The sequence below is a fragment of the Niveispirillum irakense DSM 11586 genome (assembly GCF_000429645.1).
In the GTDB taxonomy this organism is placed as follows: domain Bacteria; phylum Pseudomonadota; class Alphaproteobacteria; order Azospirillales; family Azospirillaceae; genus Niveispirillum; species Niveispirillum irakense.
On sequence record NZ_KE386936.1, the window covers coordinates 1 to 18,044 of the forward strand.

9 protein-coding genes are annotated in these 18,044 nt (G+C 63.5%); 5 read left to right on the forward strand and 4 right to left on the reverse strand.

Annotation, left to right across the window (positions count from 1 at the left end):
- The 5 genes from G473_RS0123320 to G473_RS0123340 form a co-directional block, all read left to right on the forward strand.
- Positions 1 to 4,930 (forward strand): beta strand repeat-containing protein (locus G473_RS0123320; protein ID WP_029015090.1); only part of this gene is annotated, 4,930 nt, incomplete at its 5' end.
- A 56-nt stretch (positions 4,931 to 4,986) separates the two neighbouring features.
- Positions 4,987 to 6,561, forward strand: a complete 1,575-nt coding sequence (locus tag G473_RS28555; RefSeq protein WP_084438581.1) for a TolC family protein — start codon at positions 4,987 to 4,989, stop codon at positions 6,559 to 6,561.
- Positions 6,562 to 6,693: 132 nt separating this feature from the next.
- Positions 6,694 to 7,491 carry an efflux RND transporter periplasmic adaptor subunit gene (locus tag G473_RS28560; RefSeq protein ID WP_245580314.1) on the forward strand — a complete coding sequence of 266 codons (798 nt, stop codon included), beginning with the start codon at positions 6,694 to 6,696 and terminating at the stop codon, positions 7,489 to 7,491.
- Entirely contained in the window at positions 7,481 to 8,842 is a 1,362-nt protein-coding gene (locus G473_RS0123335; RefSeq protein WP_051330648.1) for an efflux RND transporter periplasmic adaptor subunit, read from the forward strand. The genes G473_RS28560 and G473_RS0123335 overlap by 11 nt, the downstream gene beginning before the upstream one ends.
- Positions 8,843 to 8,846: 4 nt before the next feature.
- A complete protein-coding gene (locus G473_RS0123340) occupies positions 8,847 to 11,027 on the forward strand; it encodes a site-2 protease family protein (protein WP_051330649.1) in 2,181 nt (726 codons plus the stop codon).
- An 82-nt stretch (positions 11,028 to 11,109) separates the two neighbouring features.
- Here the strand turns inward: G473_RS0123340 and G473_RS0123345 are convergent, their stop codons facing one another.
- From G473_RS0123345 to G473_RS0123365, 4 genes are all read right to left on the reverse strand, one after another.
- Positions 11,110 to 11,838, reverse strand: a complete 729-nt coding sequence (locus G473_RS0123345; protein ID WP_084438583.1) for a hypothetical protein — start codon at positions 11,836 to 11,838, stop codon at positions 11,110 to 11,112.
- 173 nt (positions 11,839 to 12,011) lie between these two features.
- Positions 12,012 to 13,070 (reverse strand): replication initiation protein, encoded by a 1,059-nt coding sequence (locus G473_RS30685; RefSeq protein ID WP_029015094.1) that lies wholly within the window; start codon positions 13,068 to 13,070, stop codon positions 12,012 to 12,014.
- A gap of 869 nt (positions 13,071 to 13,939) precedes the next feature.
- Positions 13,940 to 16,411 (reverse strand): hypothetical protein, encoded by a 2,472-nt coding sequence (locus G473_RS0123360; RefSeq protein ID WP_154667551.1) that lies wholly within the window; start codon positions 16,409 to 16,411, stop codon positions 13,940 to 13,942.
- Positions 16,412 to 16,480: 69 nt separating this feature from the next.
- A complete protein-coding gene (locus G473_RS0123365; protein WP_154667552.1) occupies positions 16,481 to 17,659 on the reverse strand; it encodes a glycosyltransferase family 4 protein in 1,179 nt (392 codons plus the stop codon).
- Positions 17,660 to 18,044 lie beyond the last annotated feature (385 nt).

An 18,044-nucleotide genomic window follows, 5' to 3' on the forward strand; every position in this document is an offset into this window, starting at 1 on the left:
CGGTGACGGACGGTCCTTCACCTATCAATGGTATCGCGCCGACGATAATGCCGGCACCAATCTGGCCGCCATCACCGGCGCCACCAGCGCCAACTACACACTGACCACGTCCGATGCGCATAAATACTTGCGCGTCGTCGTCACCGCCAGTGACGGCAAGGGCGGCACGCAGACCGCCACCTCCGCCTATACCGCCATCACCAACAGCGCGCCGGTCAACAGCGTCGTCCCCAGCATCAGTGGCACCGCAACCGTCGGCAACGCGCTCTCCACCACCAACGGCACCTGGACCGATGCCGACGGTGACGGACGGTCTTTCACCTATCAATGGTATCGGGCCGACGATAATAACGGCACCAACCTGACCGCCATCACCGGCGCCACCAGCGCCAACTACACCCTGACCACATCGGACGCGCATAAGTTCCTGCGCGTCGTCGTCACCGCCAGTGATGGCAAGGGCGGCACCCAGGACGCCACCTCCGCCTATACCGCCATCACCAACAGCGCCCCGGTCAATAGCGTTGTGCCCAGCATCAGCGGCACCGCCACCGTCGGCAACGCGCTCTCCACCACCAACGGCACCTGGAGCGATGCGGACGGCGATGGCCGGTCCTTCACCTATCAATGGTATCGCGCCGACAATAATAACGGCACCAACCTGACCGCCATCACCGGCGCCACCAGCGCCAACTACACCCTGACCGCGGCGGACGCGCATAAATATCTGCGTGTCGTCGTCACCGCCAATGATGGGCAGGGCGGCACGCAGAGCGGCACAAGCACCTATACCCTTGTTGGCAACACCACGCCGGTTTTGGCAACTCCGCCAATGATCACTGTGACTGACACGGTCGGCAATACCAGTTTCCCGTACCAGACCGGCAGCTTTGTCGTATCGGATGCCGATCTGGACGCGCTCACCTTCAGCTTTGCAGGGGGCACCAGCGCCAATTTCACGGATGGCGGCATCACCTATGATCACGCCATGGTTGGGAACTATGGCACGATGTATCTGAACAGCAGCACCGGCGCCTACCTGTATGCTCCCAATACCAGCGTCATCAAGGCGATGACCAACGGCGTCGCCATCACTTTCCCCCTTTTCGTCACTGACGGCAGACAAAGTGACAGCAAGGCCATTTACATCACCATCAGCGGCGTCAATGACGCGCCGGTTCTGACCGATACGGTTGTAACCCTGCCGTCGATCCCGCAGGAAACCGGCGCCCCCAACGGGGCCGTGGGCAGCCTTGTGTCTGATCTGGTCGAACTGGGGCGCAATGTCACGGATGTAGATACCGGCGCGCTGACCGGCATCGCCCTGGTTGGTACCAACCAGACCGAAGGGGGAACCTGGTATTACAGCCTGGATGACGGCACGACCTGGCAGGCGGTGGGCGCGGTGGATGACAGCGGCAATGCGCTGCTGCTTCGCTCCACCGACCGGATCTTCTATCAGCCGTCGGGCACCAGCGCGCTGACAATGGCTGATGCCATCACCTTCCGCGCCTGGGACCAGAGCAGCGGGACCGCCGGGACCAAGGTGGCAACCGGCGCCAATAACGCCGTCTCCGTTGCCACGGACACGGCCGCGCTGACCATTCTGCCCCGCGCCCCTGGCGCCCCTGATCTGGCCGCATCGTCCGACACGGGCGTAAGCAACAGTGACAACCTGACCAGCGCCAACCGGATCACGCTTAATGGCAACGGGGCGAATGCGAATAGCACCGTACGGCTTTATGCCGGCACCACGCTGCTGGCCACGCAGGCAACGGATGCCAACGGGAATTACAGCTTCACCGATGTGGATGTCAGTGCCCTGACCGGGGAAACCGTCCTGACCGTTCGTCAGTTGAGCGGGGGTGATGAAAGCGCCCCCTCCACCGGCTTGACCGTCACCTTCGACCGCACTGTGCCGACCATCAGCATCACCCCCGTCGCAGGCGATGATGTGCTGAACGGCACGGAAGGGGCCGCCGGGCAAACGGTGGCCGGCACCACCACCGGCGTGGCCGATGGCGGCACGGTCACGGTCACATTGGGCGGCAAGACCTATAATGCTCTGGTGACGAATAACCGCTGGTCCGTGGCCATTCCCGCAACCGATCTGGCATCCCTGCCCGATGGAACCACCAATGTGCAGGTGGCGGTGGCGTCTGCATCCGGTGTCAGGGCGGAAAGCAGCCGCAGCCTGACGGTCAGCCAGGTTCCGCCTGTCATCACCGCCGTGACGGCACCGGCGGGAACGGCCGGCGTTGGCGCCCCCGTGGATGTGAAGGTCACCTTTGACAAGGCGGTGACCGTGAATGGCACGCCGCAACTGCCCATCACCCTGGATGACGGCACCACGGTCATGGCCAGCTATGTCACTGGCTCGGGCGGGACGGAACTGACCTTCCGTTATGTTGTCACCCCCGGCGCATCAGACCCGACGGGCATCCGCCCGGCCGCCAGCCTGTCCCTGAACGGGGGCACCATCCAATCGGCGTCCGGCACCAATGCCACGCTGGCATTGGCCAATGTGGCAGACATGAGTGGTGTGAAGGTGGATGGCATCGCCCCCACCGTAACCAGCCTGACCACCCGCACCCCCAACGGGGCGTATCGGGCCGGCAGCACCATCACCATCGACGTGCGGATGAGCGAGGTGGTGACGGTGGATGGCGTGCCGACGCTGACGCTGAATACCGGACGCGCCGCCACCTATAGCAGCGGGTCGGGGACCAACACCCTGACCTTCACCTATGTCGTGCAGGCGGGCGACAATGTTGCCGACCTGGACATTGCCAGCAACAGCGCCCTGACGGGCACGATCCGCGACCAGGGTAACAACAGCGCCGCCCTTGCCCTGCCCAATCCCGGCGCTGCCGGATCGCTGGGGGCAGCACATGATATCGTTCTGGATACCACGCCGCCCAGCGTGGCAACCGTCACTGGCCCGGCCAATGGCACCTATCTGCCGGGTCAGACCGTCAGCTTCTTTGTCAATGCCAGCGAGGCGGTGACGGTTGCCGGTGGGCTGCCGGGCTTGCTGCTGAATGTGGGCGGCACCACGCGGGAGGCCGTGTTCAACCGCGCGGGCAGCACGGATACGCAGTTGCGCTTTGATTATGTGGTGGTCGCGGGTGACAATGCACCTGCGGGTGTCGCCGTCACCGGGCTGGCGCTGAACGGGGCCGCGGTCACCGACCGGGCTGGCGCCACGCTGGATGTCGCCCTGAAAGGGGTGGCCGATACAACGGGCGTGATCGTCCAGTCGGCGGCTCCCGCCCGGCCTGCGGGCATTGCCCTGGCGCCGGGGTCGGATACGGGTCTTTCCGCCAGCGACAACCTCACCGGCAATAATCGCCCCACAATCACCGGAACGGCCGCTGCGGGCAGCACGGTCACCGTGATGGTGGATGGGACGGCCGTCGGCTCCACCACCGCCAATGCACAGGGGGGCTGGTCCTTTACCTTCGCCAACGCCCTGGCAGATGGCAGCCGGACGATCACCGCCACGGCTACAAACCAGTTCGGCCTCAGCAGTCCCGCTTCCGAGGCGCTGGCTGTGGTGATCGATACCGCCGCCCCCACGCAGCCGATCGCCCCAACCATTACCAGCGCCACAGCAACCGGCCCGTCGGGCGAAACCATCTCCCCCACTACGCGGCCCACGGTCGCCGGCGTGGCGGAGCCGGGGACAAGTGTCCGCATCGTGGTGGACGGTACGGTTCTGGGCACCACCACCGCCGGGACCAATGGGGCCTGGAGCTTCACCATGCCCGCGGCCCTGACGGATGGTGTGCACAGCATCCGTGTCGGCGCCACCGATGTGGCTGGCAATGATAGCGGCCTGTCCGTCGCGACGAACCTGACCGTGGACACGACGGCCCCCGCCGCCCCCACAATCGCCGTCGTCTCCGCCGGCAGCAGCACGCCGGTCCTCGCCGGCACGGCAGAGGCGGGCAGCCTGGTAACCGTGACCCAGAACGGGGCCACAGTGGGCACCGCACGGGCCGATGCAACAGGGGCCTGGCGCCTGACATTGGCGAACGACCTGGCCACCGGCAGCTATGTGTTTGGTGCGCGCGCCACCGATGCGGCGGGCAATATTGGCACCGCGGCGACCACCGGCTTCTCCGTGGCCCCGCCGCCGCCGGCGCCAGCCCCCATCGTCAATAATGGCGATAATGGCGGCGGCAATACCACCACGGTTGTTTCCACCCCGACCACCGGCACCGCTGTTGCGCCGATACCAGGGACGTCCGTGGTCAGCGGGCCTACCCTGGGACCGGTTCAGGACAGCACCGATGCTGGCCGGACGGTGACGCTTTCCAGCGTCGGGAGCGGGACCAGCAGCACCGATGCCGGGCGGGCCATCACCCTCTCCAGCGTCGATAGCAGCTCCAGCAGCACCGATGCCGGCCGGACCGTCACCCTGGCCAGTGTTGGCGTGGGCCAGTCTTCCGCTTCCTCGGTCGGTGGATCGGTCACCGCCCTGACCACCGCTGGCGGGGGCACCAGCAGCCTTGGCGGCGGTGGCCTGAATGGGGGACTTTTTGGCGGCACCCTGGGCGGTTTTGGCCTGGGTGGCGGTCTTGGCGGCGGCCTGGGTGGAAGCGGCGGCCTGGGCGGCGGCTTTACCGGTGGTCTGGGGAGCGGGCCGACGGGCACAGGGTTGGGCGGCACACCAGGGACAGAAGGGCCCCGGGTACCGAACGGCACTGCCCCCGGCACCCGGACTGGCGGCCCGAACCAGGCCGATGCCGGCCCCCTGGACAGCCCCCCGGCCCTGCCTGTCCAACAGGCACAGGATATGCCGCCGGCCGGCCAGCCCACGTTCAGCCGACAGGTCGCCCAGATCCATCAGGCCACAGATGCCGAAAGCGCGGCGTTGCTGGCCGCTTTGCTCAACCATGTCGTACCGGGGGAAGAAGCGGCGTGATCCAGTCGCCGCCTCGACCTGCCTTTCCCATTCTGCCGAACGGAACCAAGAAGCAAATGAACAGCTCAGTCATCTCCCCCCGGTTGGGAACCCGCCCGATCCGTGTATCCATCGCCCTGATAACGGCGGCGTTGCTGGCCAGCGGCTGCTCCGTCAAGCCCACGCCGCTGACCCAGGACGAAACATTGACGCGCATCCGCGCGGATCTGGCTGTGGTGATGGCCCCGCAGGAACCGATCAGCGCCGCCATCACCATGCATGATGCCATGGCCCGGGCGCTGAAATACAATCTGGACGAACGCGTCAAGCTGATGGAAACGGCTGTCGCCACCCGCCAGCTTGACCTGTCGCATTTCGACATGCTGCCCCGCCTTGTCGCGGGCGCCGGCTATACCGGGCGCAGCAACGAGGCCGGATCGGAAAGCCTCAATCTGGCGACCGGCCGCCGCACGGGTGAAAGCACCACGGCCACCGACCGTCATCGCCGGACTGCCGATCTGGGCTTTACCTGGAACATCCTGGATTTCGGCGTCAGCTATATTCGCGCCCACCAGAACGCCAATCTGGTCCTGATCGCGGAGGAACGCCGGCGCCGCGTCGTCCAGGGTATCCTGCAGGATGTGCGCACCGCCTATTGGCGCGCTGTCGCCGCCGAACGGATGCTGACACGGCTGGCGCCGCTGGAACAGCGGATCAGCGATGCCCGCCGCAACGCCACCGCCATGGAAGAACAGCGCGTCCAGGCACCGCTGCAGACACTGTCCTATCAGCGCTCCCTGGTGGATACGCTGCGCCAGCTGCAGACCCTGCGGCGGGAGCTGGTGGCCGCCAAGTCGCAGTTGGGGGCCCTGATGGGCCTGCCGCCCGGCCAGGATTTCACGCTGGCCATCCCGGCGGACGGGGCGCCGACGGACATTCCCACCATTGAGACCAATGTCGAGGCGCTGGAAACCTACGCCCTGATGAACCGCCCGGAATTGCTGGAAGAAAGCTATAATTCCCGCATCACGGCGGATGAAACCAAGCGCGCACTGCTGAAGCTGCTGCCCGGCATCGACCTGAATGCCGGTCTGCATTATGACAGCAACAGCTTCCAGCTTAACCAGCGTTGGGCCGATTATGGCGCCCGCGTCTCCTGGAACCTGCTCTCCCTCGCCTCCATCGGGGAAACGCGCGATTACACGAAGGCGCAGGAAGAACTGGTGGCCATCCGCCGGCAGGCGCTGAGCATCGCGGTGTTGAGCCAGGTCCGTGTCTCCATGGTCCAGTTCCGTGAATTGTCGGCTGAATATGCCTTGAATGTCGACCAGGCCGGCATTGAGCAGCGTATCCGCGAGCAATATGTGAATAGCGGCACCGCCGGCCAGCAGGGCGAGATGGAAGTGATCCAGGCCGAAGTGTCGGCCCTGGTGTCCGACCTGCGCCGCGACCTTGTTTATGCCGACCTGCAGAACGCCTATGCCCGTGTGATGGTGTCTGCCGGCGTGGACCCGCTGCCGGAAACGGTGACATCGCAGGACCTGCCCAGCCTCAGCCAGGCCGTCGCATCCGGGTTGAATGCGTGGCAGGCCCGGGCCGGTGCCGCCGCGAAGCTGAGTGATGTGACACAGGCTGCCGCCAGCGGCTCCTGATCAGCCGGTCAGCATTCCGAGAGCCTGAAGGGTGGGGCCAGCGCTCCGCCCTTTACGGTTTTACGGGTGATCGGGGCGGCGTTATCAATGATCTGTTCACGTGTGCGCGTCTTTCATAGAGAAATGTTAAGCATGTCCCTCCTCCGGTTCGCCCGCTTCGCCTGCTTTGCCAGCATCGCAACCGGGATGTTTGCCCTGGGCGCACAAGGACAGACGGGGGGGCCGCCAGCAGTTGATGGCGGCGTTCGCGCCCTGATCGAGGCGCACCAGCATGCCCTTCTATCCAGTGAGATCGCTGGCCGGATCAGCCGTATCACGGTGGAGCCGGGACAGAGCTTCAAGGCTGGCCAGACGCTGATCTCCTTTGATTGCAGCCTCTATCAGGCGGCCCTGGACAGCGCCAAGGCCAACCTGCGGGCCGCAGATGTCACGGTGCGCCAGAACAAACAACTGGAACAGCTTAAATCCATCGGTGCCTATGATCTGGAAATGGCCGAGGTGAAGGCCGAGGCCGCCAGGGCGGAACTGCGCCGGGCGGAGGTCGAGGTGAGACGGTGTGACATCAAGGCCCCGTTCGATGGGCGCGCGGTGGAAAAACGCATCCGGGAACATGAATCAGTGGGCCTCGGCGTGCCCCTGCTGGAAATATTATCTGACAAGGATCTGCGGGTTGAACTGATCGTTCCCTCTGCCTGGCTGGTCTGGCTGAAGCCCGGCCAGCGTTTCGACCTGCGCATTGACGAGACGGGGGAAACCTTGCCCGGCGATGTCACGCTGGTCGGCGCCAGGGTCGATCCGATCAGTCAGTCGGTCAAAGTGACCGGGCGTTTGCTGCCAGCCAAGGAACGCGCCCATGATCTTGTCGCCGGGATGAGCGGTACCGCCCGGTTCGCCGCACCAGGCGGACAGGGGGCCAACAATGCCCGATGATGCCGGCGCCGCCCGCCCCACAAGCCAGCCGATGAACGGCCTGATCCTGCTGTTGAACCTGCAGCAGGATGCACGGCAGGCGCCGGATGAAAAAGCGCTGCGCTTTTTGATGGTCAACCACACCCGGCGGCTGGTCGCCTATCAACAGGCCTTCCTGATGGTGCTGGATGCCGGGGGCAAGGCCCGGATGGAAGCCGCGGCCAATATTGCCGTGCCGGAACGCGATGCCCCCATGTCCCGCTGGCTGGAAGCGGCAGCCACTGCCATTGCGACAGGCCCGGAGGCCAAACGCCCGCACAATGTGACGGCGCAGGAAATGCCGGCTGCCCTGATGGCAGACTGGGGCCAATGGGGGGCCGGCCATACGCTGTGGCTGCCCCTGCACGGCCCCGACGGGGTGGTAACGGCCGGCCTGTGGTTGACCCGCGAGCAGCCCTGGAACGAAGGGGAACTGACCCTGCTGGCCAATCTTGCCGGCGCCTATGGTCATGCCTGGTGGGCAATGAACCGTACCAAGCGGCAAACAGGCCGCTGGGTGCTGAACAGCCGGCGTATGCTGATGATCGGCGCCGCCATCCTGGCCATTCTGGTCGTTCCGGTACGCCAATCCACCCTGGCGCCGGGGGAAATCTCCCCCCGCGATCCTTTGATTGTGGCGGCCCCCCTGGAAGGGGTGATCCGCCGCTTCCACGTTCAGCCCAATGATGCCGTGACCGAGGGCCAGCCCCTGTTCAGCTTTGAGGATATGGTCCTGAAAAGCCGGCTGGAAGTGGCCCGCAAATCCCTGACCTCTGCCGAGGCGGAATGGCTGACAGCTTCCCAGGGGGCGTTCGGCGACCCGCAGAGCAAGGCGCGGGTGGCGCAGTTGAAGGCGCAGGTGGAGCTGCGCAAGGCCGAGCTGGATTATGCCGCCGACCTGATGGACCGGGTGACCGTGAAGGCGGAACGGGCCGGCATCGCCGTTTTCACCAACACCAATGACTGGCTGGGCCGGCCGGTGACGGTGGGTGAACGCATCATGACGCTTGCCGATGCCGATCAGGCGGAAATTGATGTGCAGGTGCCGGTCAGCGATGCCCTGGTGCTGGAAAAGGGGGCAGCCGTCAGCCTGTTCCTGAATGTCGATCCGTTGAACCCGGTGCGGGGCCATATCGTCCATGCCAGCTATGAACCCGGCCTGACGCCGGGCGGCGTGCTGGCCTATCGCGTGCGGGCCGAACTGGACCCCGACCAGCCCATGCCGCGCATCGGTATGCGGGGAACCGCGCGTATCCAGGGCGACCGGGTGCCTTTGGCCTTCTACCTGTTCCGCCGGCCCCTGGCGGCAATACGCCAGGCCGTGGGGCTGTAAGGCGATGACCGCGCCGGCCATCGCCCTTCCCCACATCGCCCGGCGGCCGGACCCGGCCACCATGCCGCTGCCGCCGCTGCGCAACGATCTTCAGCTTCTGCCGGCCCCGCCGGCGCATGATGGGTCGCCCTGCTGGACGATCCATGATCCCGTGCGCAACCGCTATTTCCGCATCGGCCATGCCGCGTTCGAGGTGGTGGCCCGGTGGCATCTGGGTACGCCCCAGGCCATTGCCACCGCCGTGTGCGCCGAAACCGTGCTGGACCCGGACAGCGAAGATGTGCTGGATTTTTACAAATTCCTGGCATCCAACAACCTGATCCAGACCTTCGACATCGATTACCTGCAAAAGCAGGCCGCCGCCCGCCAGACATCCTGGTGGAAATGGCTGATGCATAATTACCTGTTCTTCCGCCTGCCGCTGGTGCGTCCCGACCGGTTCCTGGATGCCACCGCCCGGTTCATGGAACCGCTCTACAGCCGGACATGGTTCATCATCGTGATCCTGTCCGCCCTGGTCGGGCTGGGGCTGGCCGTGCGGCAATGGGACAGTTTCCTGCACACCTTCATGCATTTTTTCAGCCTGGAAGGCATGGCTTTCTATGGTCTGACCCTGATCGTGACCAAGACATTGCACGAGCTGGGACACGCCTATACCGCCAAACGCTATGGGTGCCGCGTGCCCACCATGGGGGTGGCGTTCCTGGTGCTCTGGCCCGTGCTCTACACTGATACCAGTGATGCCTGGCGTCTGGTGTCGCGCCGGGCGCGGCTGGCAATTGCCGCCGCCGGGATGGGCACGGAACTGATGCTGGCCGCCCTGGCGACGCTGGCCTGGAGCTTCCTGCCCGATGGGCCGCTGCGCAGCGCCGCCTTCTTCCTGGCCACCGTCAGTTGGGTCATGACCCTGACGATCAATCTCAGCCCCTTCATGCGCTTTGACGGCTATTATCTGCTGGCCGACGCGCTGGACATGCCCAACCTGCAGGACCGGGGCTTTGCCCTGGGGCGCTGGCAGATGCGGGAATGGCTTTTCGGGCTGAAGGAGGAGCCGCCGGAACGGTTTGATCCCTGGATGCACCGGCTGCTGCTGGCCTATGCCTATGGCACCTGGGTTTACCGGCTGCTGCTGTTCATCGGTATCGCCCTGCTGGTCTACCATTTCTTCATCAAGGTGGTGGGCATCCTGCTTTTCGCGGTGGAAATCGGATGGTTCGTGTTGCGACCCCTGGCGAATGAAATGCGGGAATGGTGGGACCGGCGGACAGAGATGCGCGTGAACCGCAACCTGATCGCCACCGGCGCAGGGCTGACCCTGCTGCTGATCCTGGCGCTGGTGCCGCTGACCGGTACGGTGTCGGTGCCGGCCATCTGGCGGGTGGCCGATTTCACCAACCTTTATGCCCCGGTGCCCGCCCGCATCGTGGAGGTGGGGGTAAAGCCCGGCCAGACAGTGGCAAAGGGCGACCTGCTGTTACGCCTGCAATCACCGGAACTGGAAAACCGGCTGCAGCAGGCCGATCTGCGCATCGCCCTGGTCCAGGCACAGATCGACCGGCTGACGGCAGCGCGGGAGTCGCTGGACCGGGTACGGGTGATGGAAGAGGATCTGGCCGCCGGCCTGGCCGAACGGCGGGGCATGCTGGAAAGCATGGCGCAGTTGGAGGTCCGGGCCCCCTTTGACGGAACCGTGGTGGATATGAGCGATGCGCTGCGCCCCGGCCGCTGGGTAGGCCCCACCCTGGCCCTGGCGCAGATTGTCGGCACCGGCGGCGGGGAACTGGTCGGCTATGTCGCGGAACGGGACCTGGAACGGCTGCAACCCGGCGCCGCAGCGCTTTTCCACCCTGATGACCCGCTGGGCCGCCGGATTGCCGCCACCGTCACCGCCCTGGACCGGGTCAGCGCCGGCAGCCTGGATATCCCGGCGCTGGCATCCCAGCATGGCGGCCCCATCGCCGTGGATACACAGACCACACAGCCCGCAGCAAGCAGTCCGCAGCGGGGCGGCTTGACGCCGGTAGAAGCCGTCTATCGGGTGACCCTGCGCCCGACCGCGCCGCTGTTGCCCGGCCCCGCCCACCAGATACGGGGTGTGGCACGGGTGGAAGGGGAAGGGCGCAGCCTGTTGGGCCGGTTCTGGCGCAATGCCGCCTCCGTCCTGATCCGCGAGACCGGGTTTTAGAGCCGGGTGCGTTTAACCGGAAACGCACCCGGCTTTAAGTCCTTGGTCAGCGAGCGGATTCACGCTCCAAAGAGGTTCCGCTCTAGGAATCCCGGTTCCGCCGTGACGGGGGCCGGGTTTCCACAACGGCGAAGAAAATCAGCAGCCGCCGCTCACAAGGCCCGGTCACGGGTTCCACCCCATGGAAAGACCGGTCGGAGGGTGCGTAGACCAGCAGATGATTGGGTTGATACGGGGCATGGGAAACCAGATCAAAATCCGCCCGTGGATAGCGATCAAAGCCCCGGCCCCGGAATTCCGGATCGCGGGGACGGTAAAGCGCCGTGCCTAAAGGCGGGGCTGCCGGATCGGGCACCCAATCAGGCGGCGGCATATAAAGCAGCATGGAAAACAGCGTCGCCTCAATATCTGTATGAGGCAACATCGCATGACCGGTATGGTCCTGGATGATGCGCGCATTCAACTGCGGCGGCGCATCCACCCAGCCGCGTTTTGCCGCGACCTGGGGGAAACGATCCGCCATCAGGTCGATAATATCAGGATTGAACAGGCAGTTGCGTACATCCCGCCAGACCGCAGCCCGCTCCGGATCGCACTGGCGCAACCAGCGTTCCGTCAGGGGCGCCTGATAGCGGGCAGGCAGATCATCGGGCTGAAGAATGCCAAAGTCATCATGGTCCGGCCATTGCGCGCAGGCACTGGCATAAAGATCCGCCGGCAGGAAATCATTCACAATGATATGGGGAAACGGCTCCAGCACCATCGGTACGTCTTGCAGCCGGCGAAAGGAGTGGGCTCGATGGGCTGACATGGTTTCTTCTTCCTCGAGCGATGGCGCCCTCCCCCATCGCGGACAGTGACGAGGAGGATAAGTTTGCCTTGGCGTCTGTCCTTAAAACCATCGTGCTTAGCGAAACTTATAACCGCAGCCTTTAATCTCGACCGTTCGGGATTAAAGGCTGCGGCGGCATGGGCTGCCGCCTGTCACTCCTTGGCCGTACCCAGCGCACCGCGCACGCGCAGATGTTCGGCATCCACGATCACCTCAGCCAAAGCCGGCACCCATTTGCGCAGATTATCCTTGGCCGTGGCAGCCGGTGGCAGGGTCATGCCCAGCTCCTCTGCCCGCTTTGCCCATTCCATGCGCTTGGCCACCTCCGCCCCTTCCAGGAAGCGCAGGGCAGCATCGGCCTTGGCGGCAAACAGCCCCTCCTCCTTCGCGGCAGCCCGCTCCCCCCGGCGCTGCGCCTTGGGTTTGGCGATCTCCCGCACTGCCTGTTCCGCCTCCTGCTTGGATTTGCGCTGGATGCGGAAGACGCAGCCGACCACCCGGCCCCCGCCCCGCCCGCCGCCCTGGCGGATTTCATGCAGGGTGGCCTCAAATTCCCCCAGCCGCGCAATTTCCGACAAGGCGGGATCGAGCGCATATTTGCGCAGATCCTTCCAGTCCTTAAGCTTGTCCACACAGCCCAGGATGGCGCGCAGTTCCTCCACCTTGGTTTGCCAGTAGGGTTCGGCCGCATTGCGGTCGGCATAGCGCTTCAGGACCTCATACAGGGTCAGCGCATATTTGCTTTCAAACTCATAAATGATCCGCAGCGAAAGGTAGGAGTAAAGCGCCGGCTCTTTCAGCCGCTCAGACACCCAGCTATGGAAGGTGTAGGTCAAGACCCCGCCTTCAATCCGGCAGGGGCCCAGCAACTGCGCGCTCTCCCAGCCCGGCGTGCCGTCGGAGCGCAGATAGTTGAACTGGCACAGCACCTTCTGCAGGGTTTCAATACTGGCCTTCAGACGGGTATTATTGACATCGGCGGTGCCGTCGCGCACCTCCGCTGCGAACCGGCGGATGGAGGCCAGCTCAATCGCATGGCTTTCCACCTTGCCCAAACTCTCATAGGCATGAGCCAGCAAATGGTTGAACAGCCGGCGGTCAGCCAGCGTCAGATCAGCATCGGCCTTGATCTCCACCGCACCCGTGGCTTTCACCAGGGTGAGCGGGGTTTTGCGGGCCGTGGCGGCACTGGTGGGGAGTTTGGGCGCCATGGGAGAATTGTAGGTCGGAGCCGGGGGGTAGGCAACTCCGAATGAAACCCGCCTCCCCTGGCCAAAACTCCGGTTCGGGTCTGGCGAAACCTCCCCTTCCCCCCTGGCAAAACCTCCGGAAAGGGCTGGCGAAACCTCCCGATGATGCTGGCCAAGCCTTTGAGCTGATTGATGGATTCCGGCCCTAGGAATCATATAAGGAATCTTAGGAATCTCAGGAAAGGGCGGTAAATCAATGGTTTCGGAGATTTTGCCAGGGTTGAGCGGGCATAATTTTGCTGGTGTCCGCGGCCTGCATTCGGAGATTTTGCCAGGGTTTTCAGGCGAAATCAGGTCTGTATGGGGCAAAACCCCACCCCGCCGCCGCCCGGTCGACACGAATCGGAACAGGCTATAGTCTCGCCATTCGGAGATTTTGCCAGGATTAAGCCGTTTGGTGGGGGTAAAACTGCCCTCCTCCCGCTCATTGACGGTCAGCGCAGCTTTCAGGAGCGGAATCTCTTTCGGAGTTTTGGCCAGCCCTCGAAAAAACCCATATTTTTCAATTGTTTCCACCCGCCCGATTCGGAGTTTCGGACAGGGGTTTTCATATTCGGAGATTTTGCCAGGGGAAGGGTTATCGGAGTTTTCGCCAGGGGGCGACTCCGGCTTTGCGCAACAATACGCAACAGATTTCATCAGGTGTTGCGCAGGGTTTGGGATTGTTGCCATCATCGCCTCACCATTAAAGGAATTTGATCCTATATCAGGGCGGCTATCAAGGCAAGAGGGGCGGGCGGTACAGGAAAGTAAGGGGGGCCAACCAGCGCGCCGGCATGGGCCGCCGATGTCCGTAAAATTCTGACAGGACATATTTACGGAGATTGGTTTTAAGGCGTGATGATCATGGTGGCGCCGCCTCCGATGATCTGCACCTCTCCCGACAGGGTCAGCATCCGGCTATCATTTTGGCCTGCCCGGAACCGGACGGTCACGCGCAGGGTGATCGCATCCGGTCCCGGCTGCGCCTCCAGCAGGATATCCATCTCCGGCGATTTAGCATCCAGGCCATAGGCACTTTCCCGCATGGACCGCAGCCCCAGCACGACGGGAAGGCCGGCCCTGCTCCCGAATGCCAGTTCATAGCTGTGGCAGGCGATGGGGCCGGCGCTGTTTTCCTTGGGCGTTGCGGTCAAATCAATCCTGGCGATCCCGGCCGCGCCGGTGGCCGGGACGGGGATTTGGAACATTTCCGCAGCCATGCCCGGTTCAACCTCCAGCCGGCGGCTTGCCCGGCCGGAGGTCGGGTCTTCTGCCGGATCGGCCATCCGCAGGTCGGTTTCATCAATGATTTCCACACCGATCAGATCAAGCGCCCCGCCGCTGGCCCCGACCAGCACTGCGTTGACCCCGCTGCCAGCGCTGGACCAGGATGCGGGCGCCTGGAACAGATAGGTCAGCACCGTGATTGCCGAACCAACCGAGCGATCCCCCAGCCCGACGCGCGCGCTGTGAGAGACGGCAGCAAGGGAAACCTGCGCCGTTTGCCCCTGCGCCCGGCATTTCACCAGCATCCGGTACCGGCGCGCGGCATCGCGGGGCAATCCGCGGGCGGGGAGCCTGACGCTGTCGCCTGCGGGGATATTGTAGGCATACCAAGCCTGTCCATTGACGACGATCCGGTGAAAGATGATCCGGCTGGCATGGTCCACACCGGTAATGCTGTTGCGGGGTGTCAGCCACCAGCGGGCAACCGCACCTTCATCATAAGATGCAGTCACGGGCGCGCGGGCATTATCATCATGCCCCTCCGTTGCCCCCACCGCATGCACCAGCGGATGATGCGGGTCCGGCAGCAACAGGGGCGACACGCCGGAGAACACGGCCCGGCGCTGTAACTCCTTGCCCTGGTCGCCGTGCCGGTTGCCGATGACCATCGCGTGGATATCGCCATAGGAACCGGGTACGGCCAGACAATTGGAAACCGCCATCTCGCCCCCCGCAACCCAGACAAGCCAGGGGCAATCATGGGCGGCGCCGGGGCTGATACCGTCAAGGGTGACCTCGCGCCCCGTATTCAGGATGCCATAACCATGGATGCGGACAGCCCTGGCCTCTGGTGATGACCAGGTGAAACGGAACAGATCGGCGGTTATCACGGTCACCGTACGGCCATCCACAGCCTGAACCAGCACATGGTCGGTATGGTTGCCATCCGTCAGCTCCAGCACGCTGAGCCCGGCGAACAGAACGCCTTCCATGGACTGGCTGAAGGTGAGGATGCCGCTATCCGCTTTTACCGCGACGGTCCCGGGCAGCGGCAAGCGCCCTTCACCGAAGGGCGCGCCATTATTCATCTCCAGCCGTATGGCGGTAATGCGGGCCGCCATGGCGCCGCTTACCTGGATGGCGGCCAGGGCCCAGCCCTCACACTGGAACCCGTCCACCCGCGCCTGCACGGTGAAGCTTCCCGCCCCTTCCAGCCGAAGCGGCAGGTTCGCCCCCTGGGAGCGCACCCGGCTGATGGTGGGGACATCGCAGGCAAAACAGTCAATCTGGATATCGCCGCCATAAAAGCTGCAATCCTCCACCACGGCCTCGAACGCCTTTGTCAGGGAGAGCAGAACCTGACCCGACCTTTCCAGCCGTCCCGCCTGCGTACTCTCACCCGTCGCGCGGGCGCCGATGAAGGCGCATCCTCTTATCACCGGGCGGAAAATGTAGGCTTGCCCGGCCCCGTCCACCATCTGCGTGTCGAGTGACCGCCGCCCGATTTCGATCCCGTTCGCCCGACCGGCATCAAGGGCGATATCCTCCAGCAGGAAAGGGCCGATGGCCGCCCCATTGGCCTTTTCCCGGTGGATGGAGATCATGGCCATCGACGGGTCGGCGGGACGGTAAAGCAGGCGCACGGCGTGATAGCCGGGCCCCGCCAGACCCATGGCGTTGGTTCCCCGCTCGTCACGGGCTCCCCGCAGGGAGAAGGAGGATACGGACAGGCGCAGGGGGCGCTCGATCAGATAGATCCCCGCAGGCAGTTCCACCGGCTGCCCGCTGTTCAACGCGGCCTCCACCCGATCCGCGCAGCCTGTCCGCCCCGTAATGTCCACGGGGCCGAAATCCTGGGGCTGCAGGGGCAGGGTCTGGAGCCTGTCCATGACGGGACGTGGCAGGGTGCCGGCCCCCCGCGCACGATAGTTTCCCGCAGCAAGTCGGTCGGGCGGGGGGGCGTTGGGACCGGCACCGGGGGCTGCCGTGCCCTCTGTCAAGGCTGCCGCCGCTGGCGCTGCCACGGCGCCTTGTATGTTTCCGAACACCCAACCTAGCAGGCTGGCGATGAACCCCCGCCGATCCATATCCACGCCTCTTCCCTGACCTTATAAAACTAACTATGCCGCGCAGGATGGAGATGACTTCATCTCAATCCGTTTTCATCCCCTTTTGCCATTTTCCCCTTCTGGCACCGGGGCTTGACGGGTTTCTCCCAACCTTTGTTCCAGGGCCAGGACTTGCCGCTGGCCTTCGGCATGGGCCGCCAGGAAATGAGCGAGGGCCCGCGATGATGCGTCCCCATAGCTATCCGGATCGGCCGACCAGGCGATGATCTGCTCGACAGCGCCGTGCAGGAATTCCTCCCCAGGGGGAAAGACCCGCCCTCCCCCGCTGGCCAGCAAGGTGCCGACATAAGCATGATCATAAGCAAGGACGGGGATGGCATGAGACAATGCTTCTGGAACCACCAGAGACTGGGTTTCATGCTTGTAGCTGGTAGGAAAGATCAGGATATCGATATCCTGGAAAAAGGCGTCCTTTTGATCCGCCCAGACCGGGCCGCGCAGATCCAGGGCCGAGCCGAATTCCACCGCGGCCGCCTTGACCAGTGCGTCGGTCTGGGCGTCCAGGGTCCGTCCCGCCATGACAAGCCGCCACGGCCCGGGGGCACGCCGGTGCAAGGCGCGCAACAAATCCAGGGTGGTATCCACCCCCTTGCCGACGGCAAGATTACTCAAGAAACCAAGCGTCGGGGGCTGGCGCAGCATCCGAGGCTGTGCCGCTGTGGGCGCAACAAAGGCACTATTATCAATCACCAGAAAATGGCGGGCGTTCTCGTAGCGCCGGGCCATATCCTGGGCCATGCTATCGGCGGCGAGCAGATGCCACGCCTGCTTTCCCGAAATGGCCATCAGCATCCTGGCAAGAAAGGACGGACCACGGACATAGCGGCTGCTATGGTGATAAAGAAATAATTGATAGGAAAGAACCCTGCCGACAAGGCTTATTCCCGCTGAAAATATAATACCAAAATCACCATTAACATGGATCAGCAGGTTTTTATTTGGTTTTGTGGCGTTTTGGACTAATTTTATGGCCGATCTCAAATGAGAATATATCCTTTTAAGGATATATAATATTCTGATTTTTGTGGGTTTAACGGTTATATCCGATATGCAGACGTCGATGTTTTTGCGATTTATCTTCGCAATCAGCCATTCTGAAACCATTGCCAGACCGGTAACCGGGGGTGTGCGTGGCCCGACAAGTATAACAAACGATTTTTTATTATTTTCTTCTGCATTTTGATTTTTTAAATCATTGTCTCGATTGTGCAAAATATGCCATCCATATATTTATAAATGAAAATAATATTTCTATTTTATAGAGAATAAACCGTATCCGCCCCTAAACCGTATCCGCCCATCGCCTGTTTGCCGATGCTGGTCAGGATATCACTGTCTGTTCCAAGGTCGAAGCGAACATTCCTCGCCGCTTGCTGCGGTGGCATTTTCACCATGCCGGTATCGTCTGGGGTGGCGATACTGGCATGGTGGCTCTCATTGGCAGGCGATGATCGCTGAGTGTCTGTCTGTGAAATTTTCGTTCTTTCTCAACATGTTAATGTTGTAATCCCGTCACCCCGGCGAAGGCCGGGGTCCAGTTCGTAGAGCAAAGCGCCTGTGGCCCCTGGACCCCGGCCTTCGCCGGGGTGACGGTTGC

What these genes read in the sequence shown, in the direction of transcription:
- G473_RS28555 (WP_084438581.1), top strand. Translation starts at nt 4,987, where the DNA reads ATGAACAGCTCAGTCATCTCCCCCCGGTTGGGAACCCGCCCGATCCGT.
- G473_RS28560 (WP_245580314.1), top strand. Translation starts at nt 6,694, where the DNA reads ATGTCCCTCCTCCGGTTCGCCCGCTTCGCCTGCTTTGCCAGCATCGCA.
- G473_RS0123335 (WP_051330648.1), top strand. Translation starts at nt 7,481, where the DNA reads ATGCCCGATGATGCCGGCGCCGCCCGCCCCACAAGCCAGCCGATGAAC.
- G473_RS0123340 (WP_051330649.1), top strand. Translation starts at nt 8,847, where the DNA reads ATGACCGCGCCGGCCATCGCCCTTCCCCACATCGCCCGGCGGCCGGAC.
- G473_RS0123345 (WP_084438583.1), bottom strand. Translation starts at nt 11,838, where the DNA reads ATGTCAGCCCATCGAGCCCACTCCTTTCGCCGGCTGCAAGACGTACCG.
- G473_RS30685 (WP_029015094.1), bottom strand. Translation starts at nt 13,070, where the DNA reads ATGGCGCCCAAACTCCCCACCAGTGCCGCCACGGCCCGCAAAACCCCG.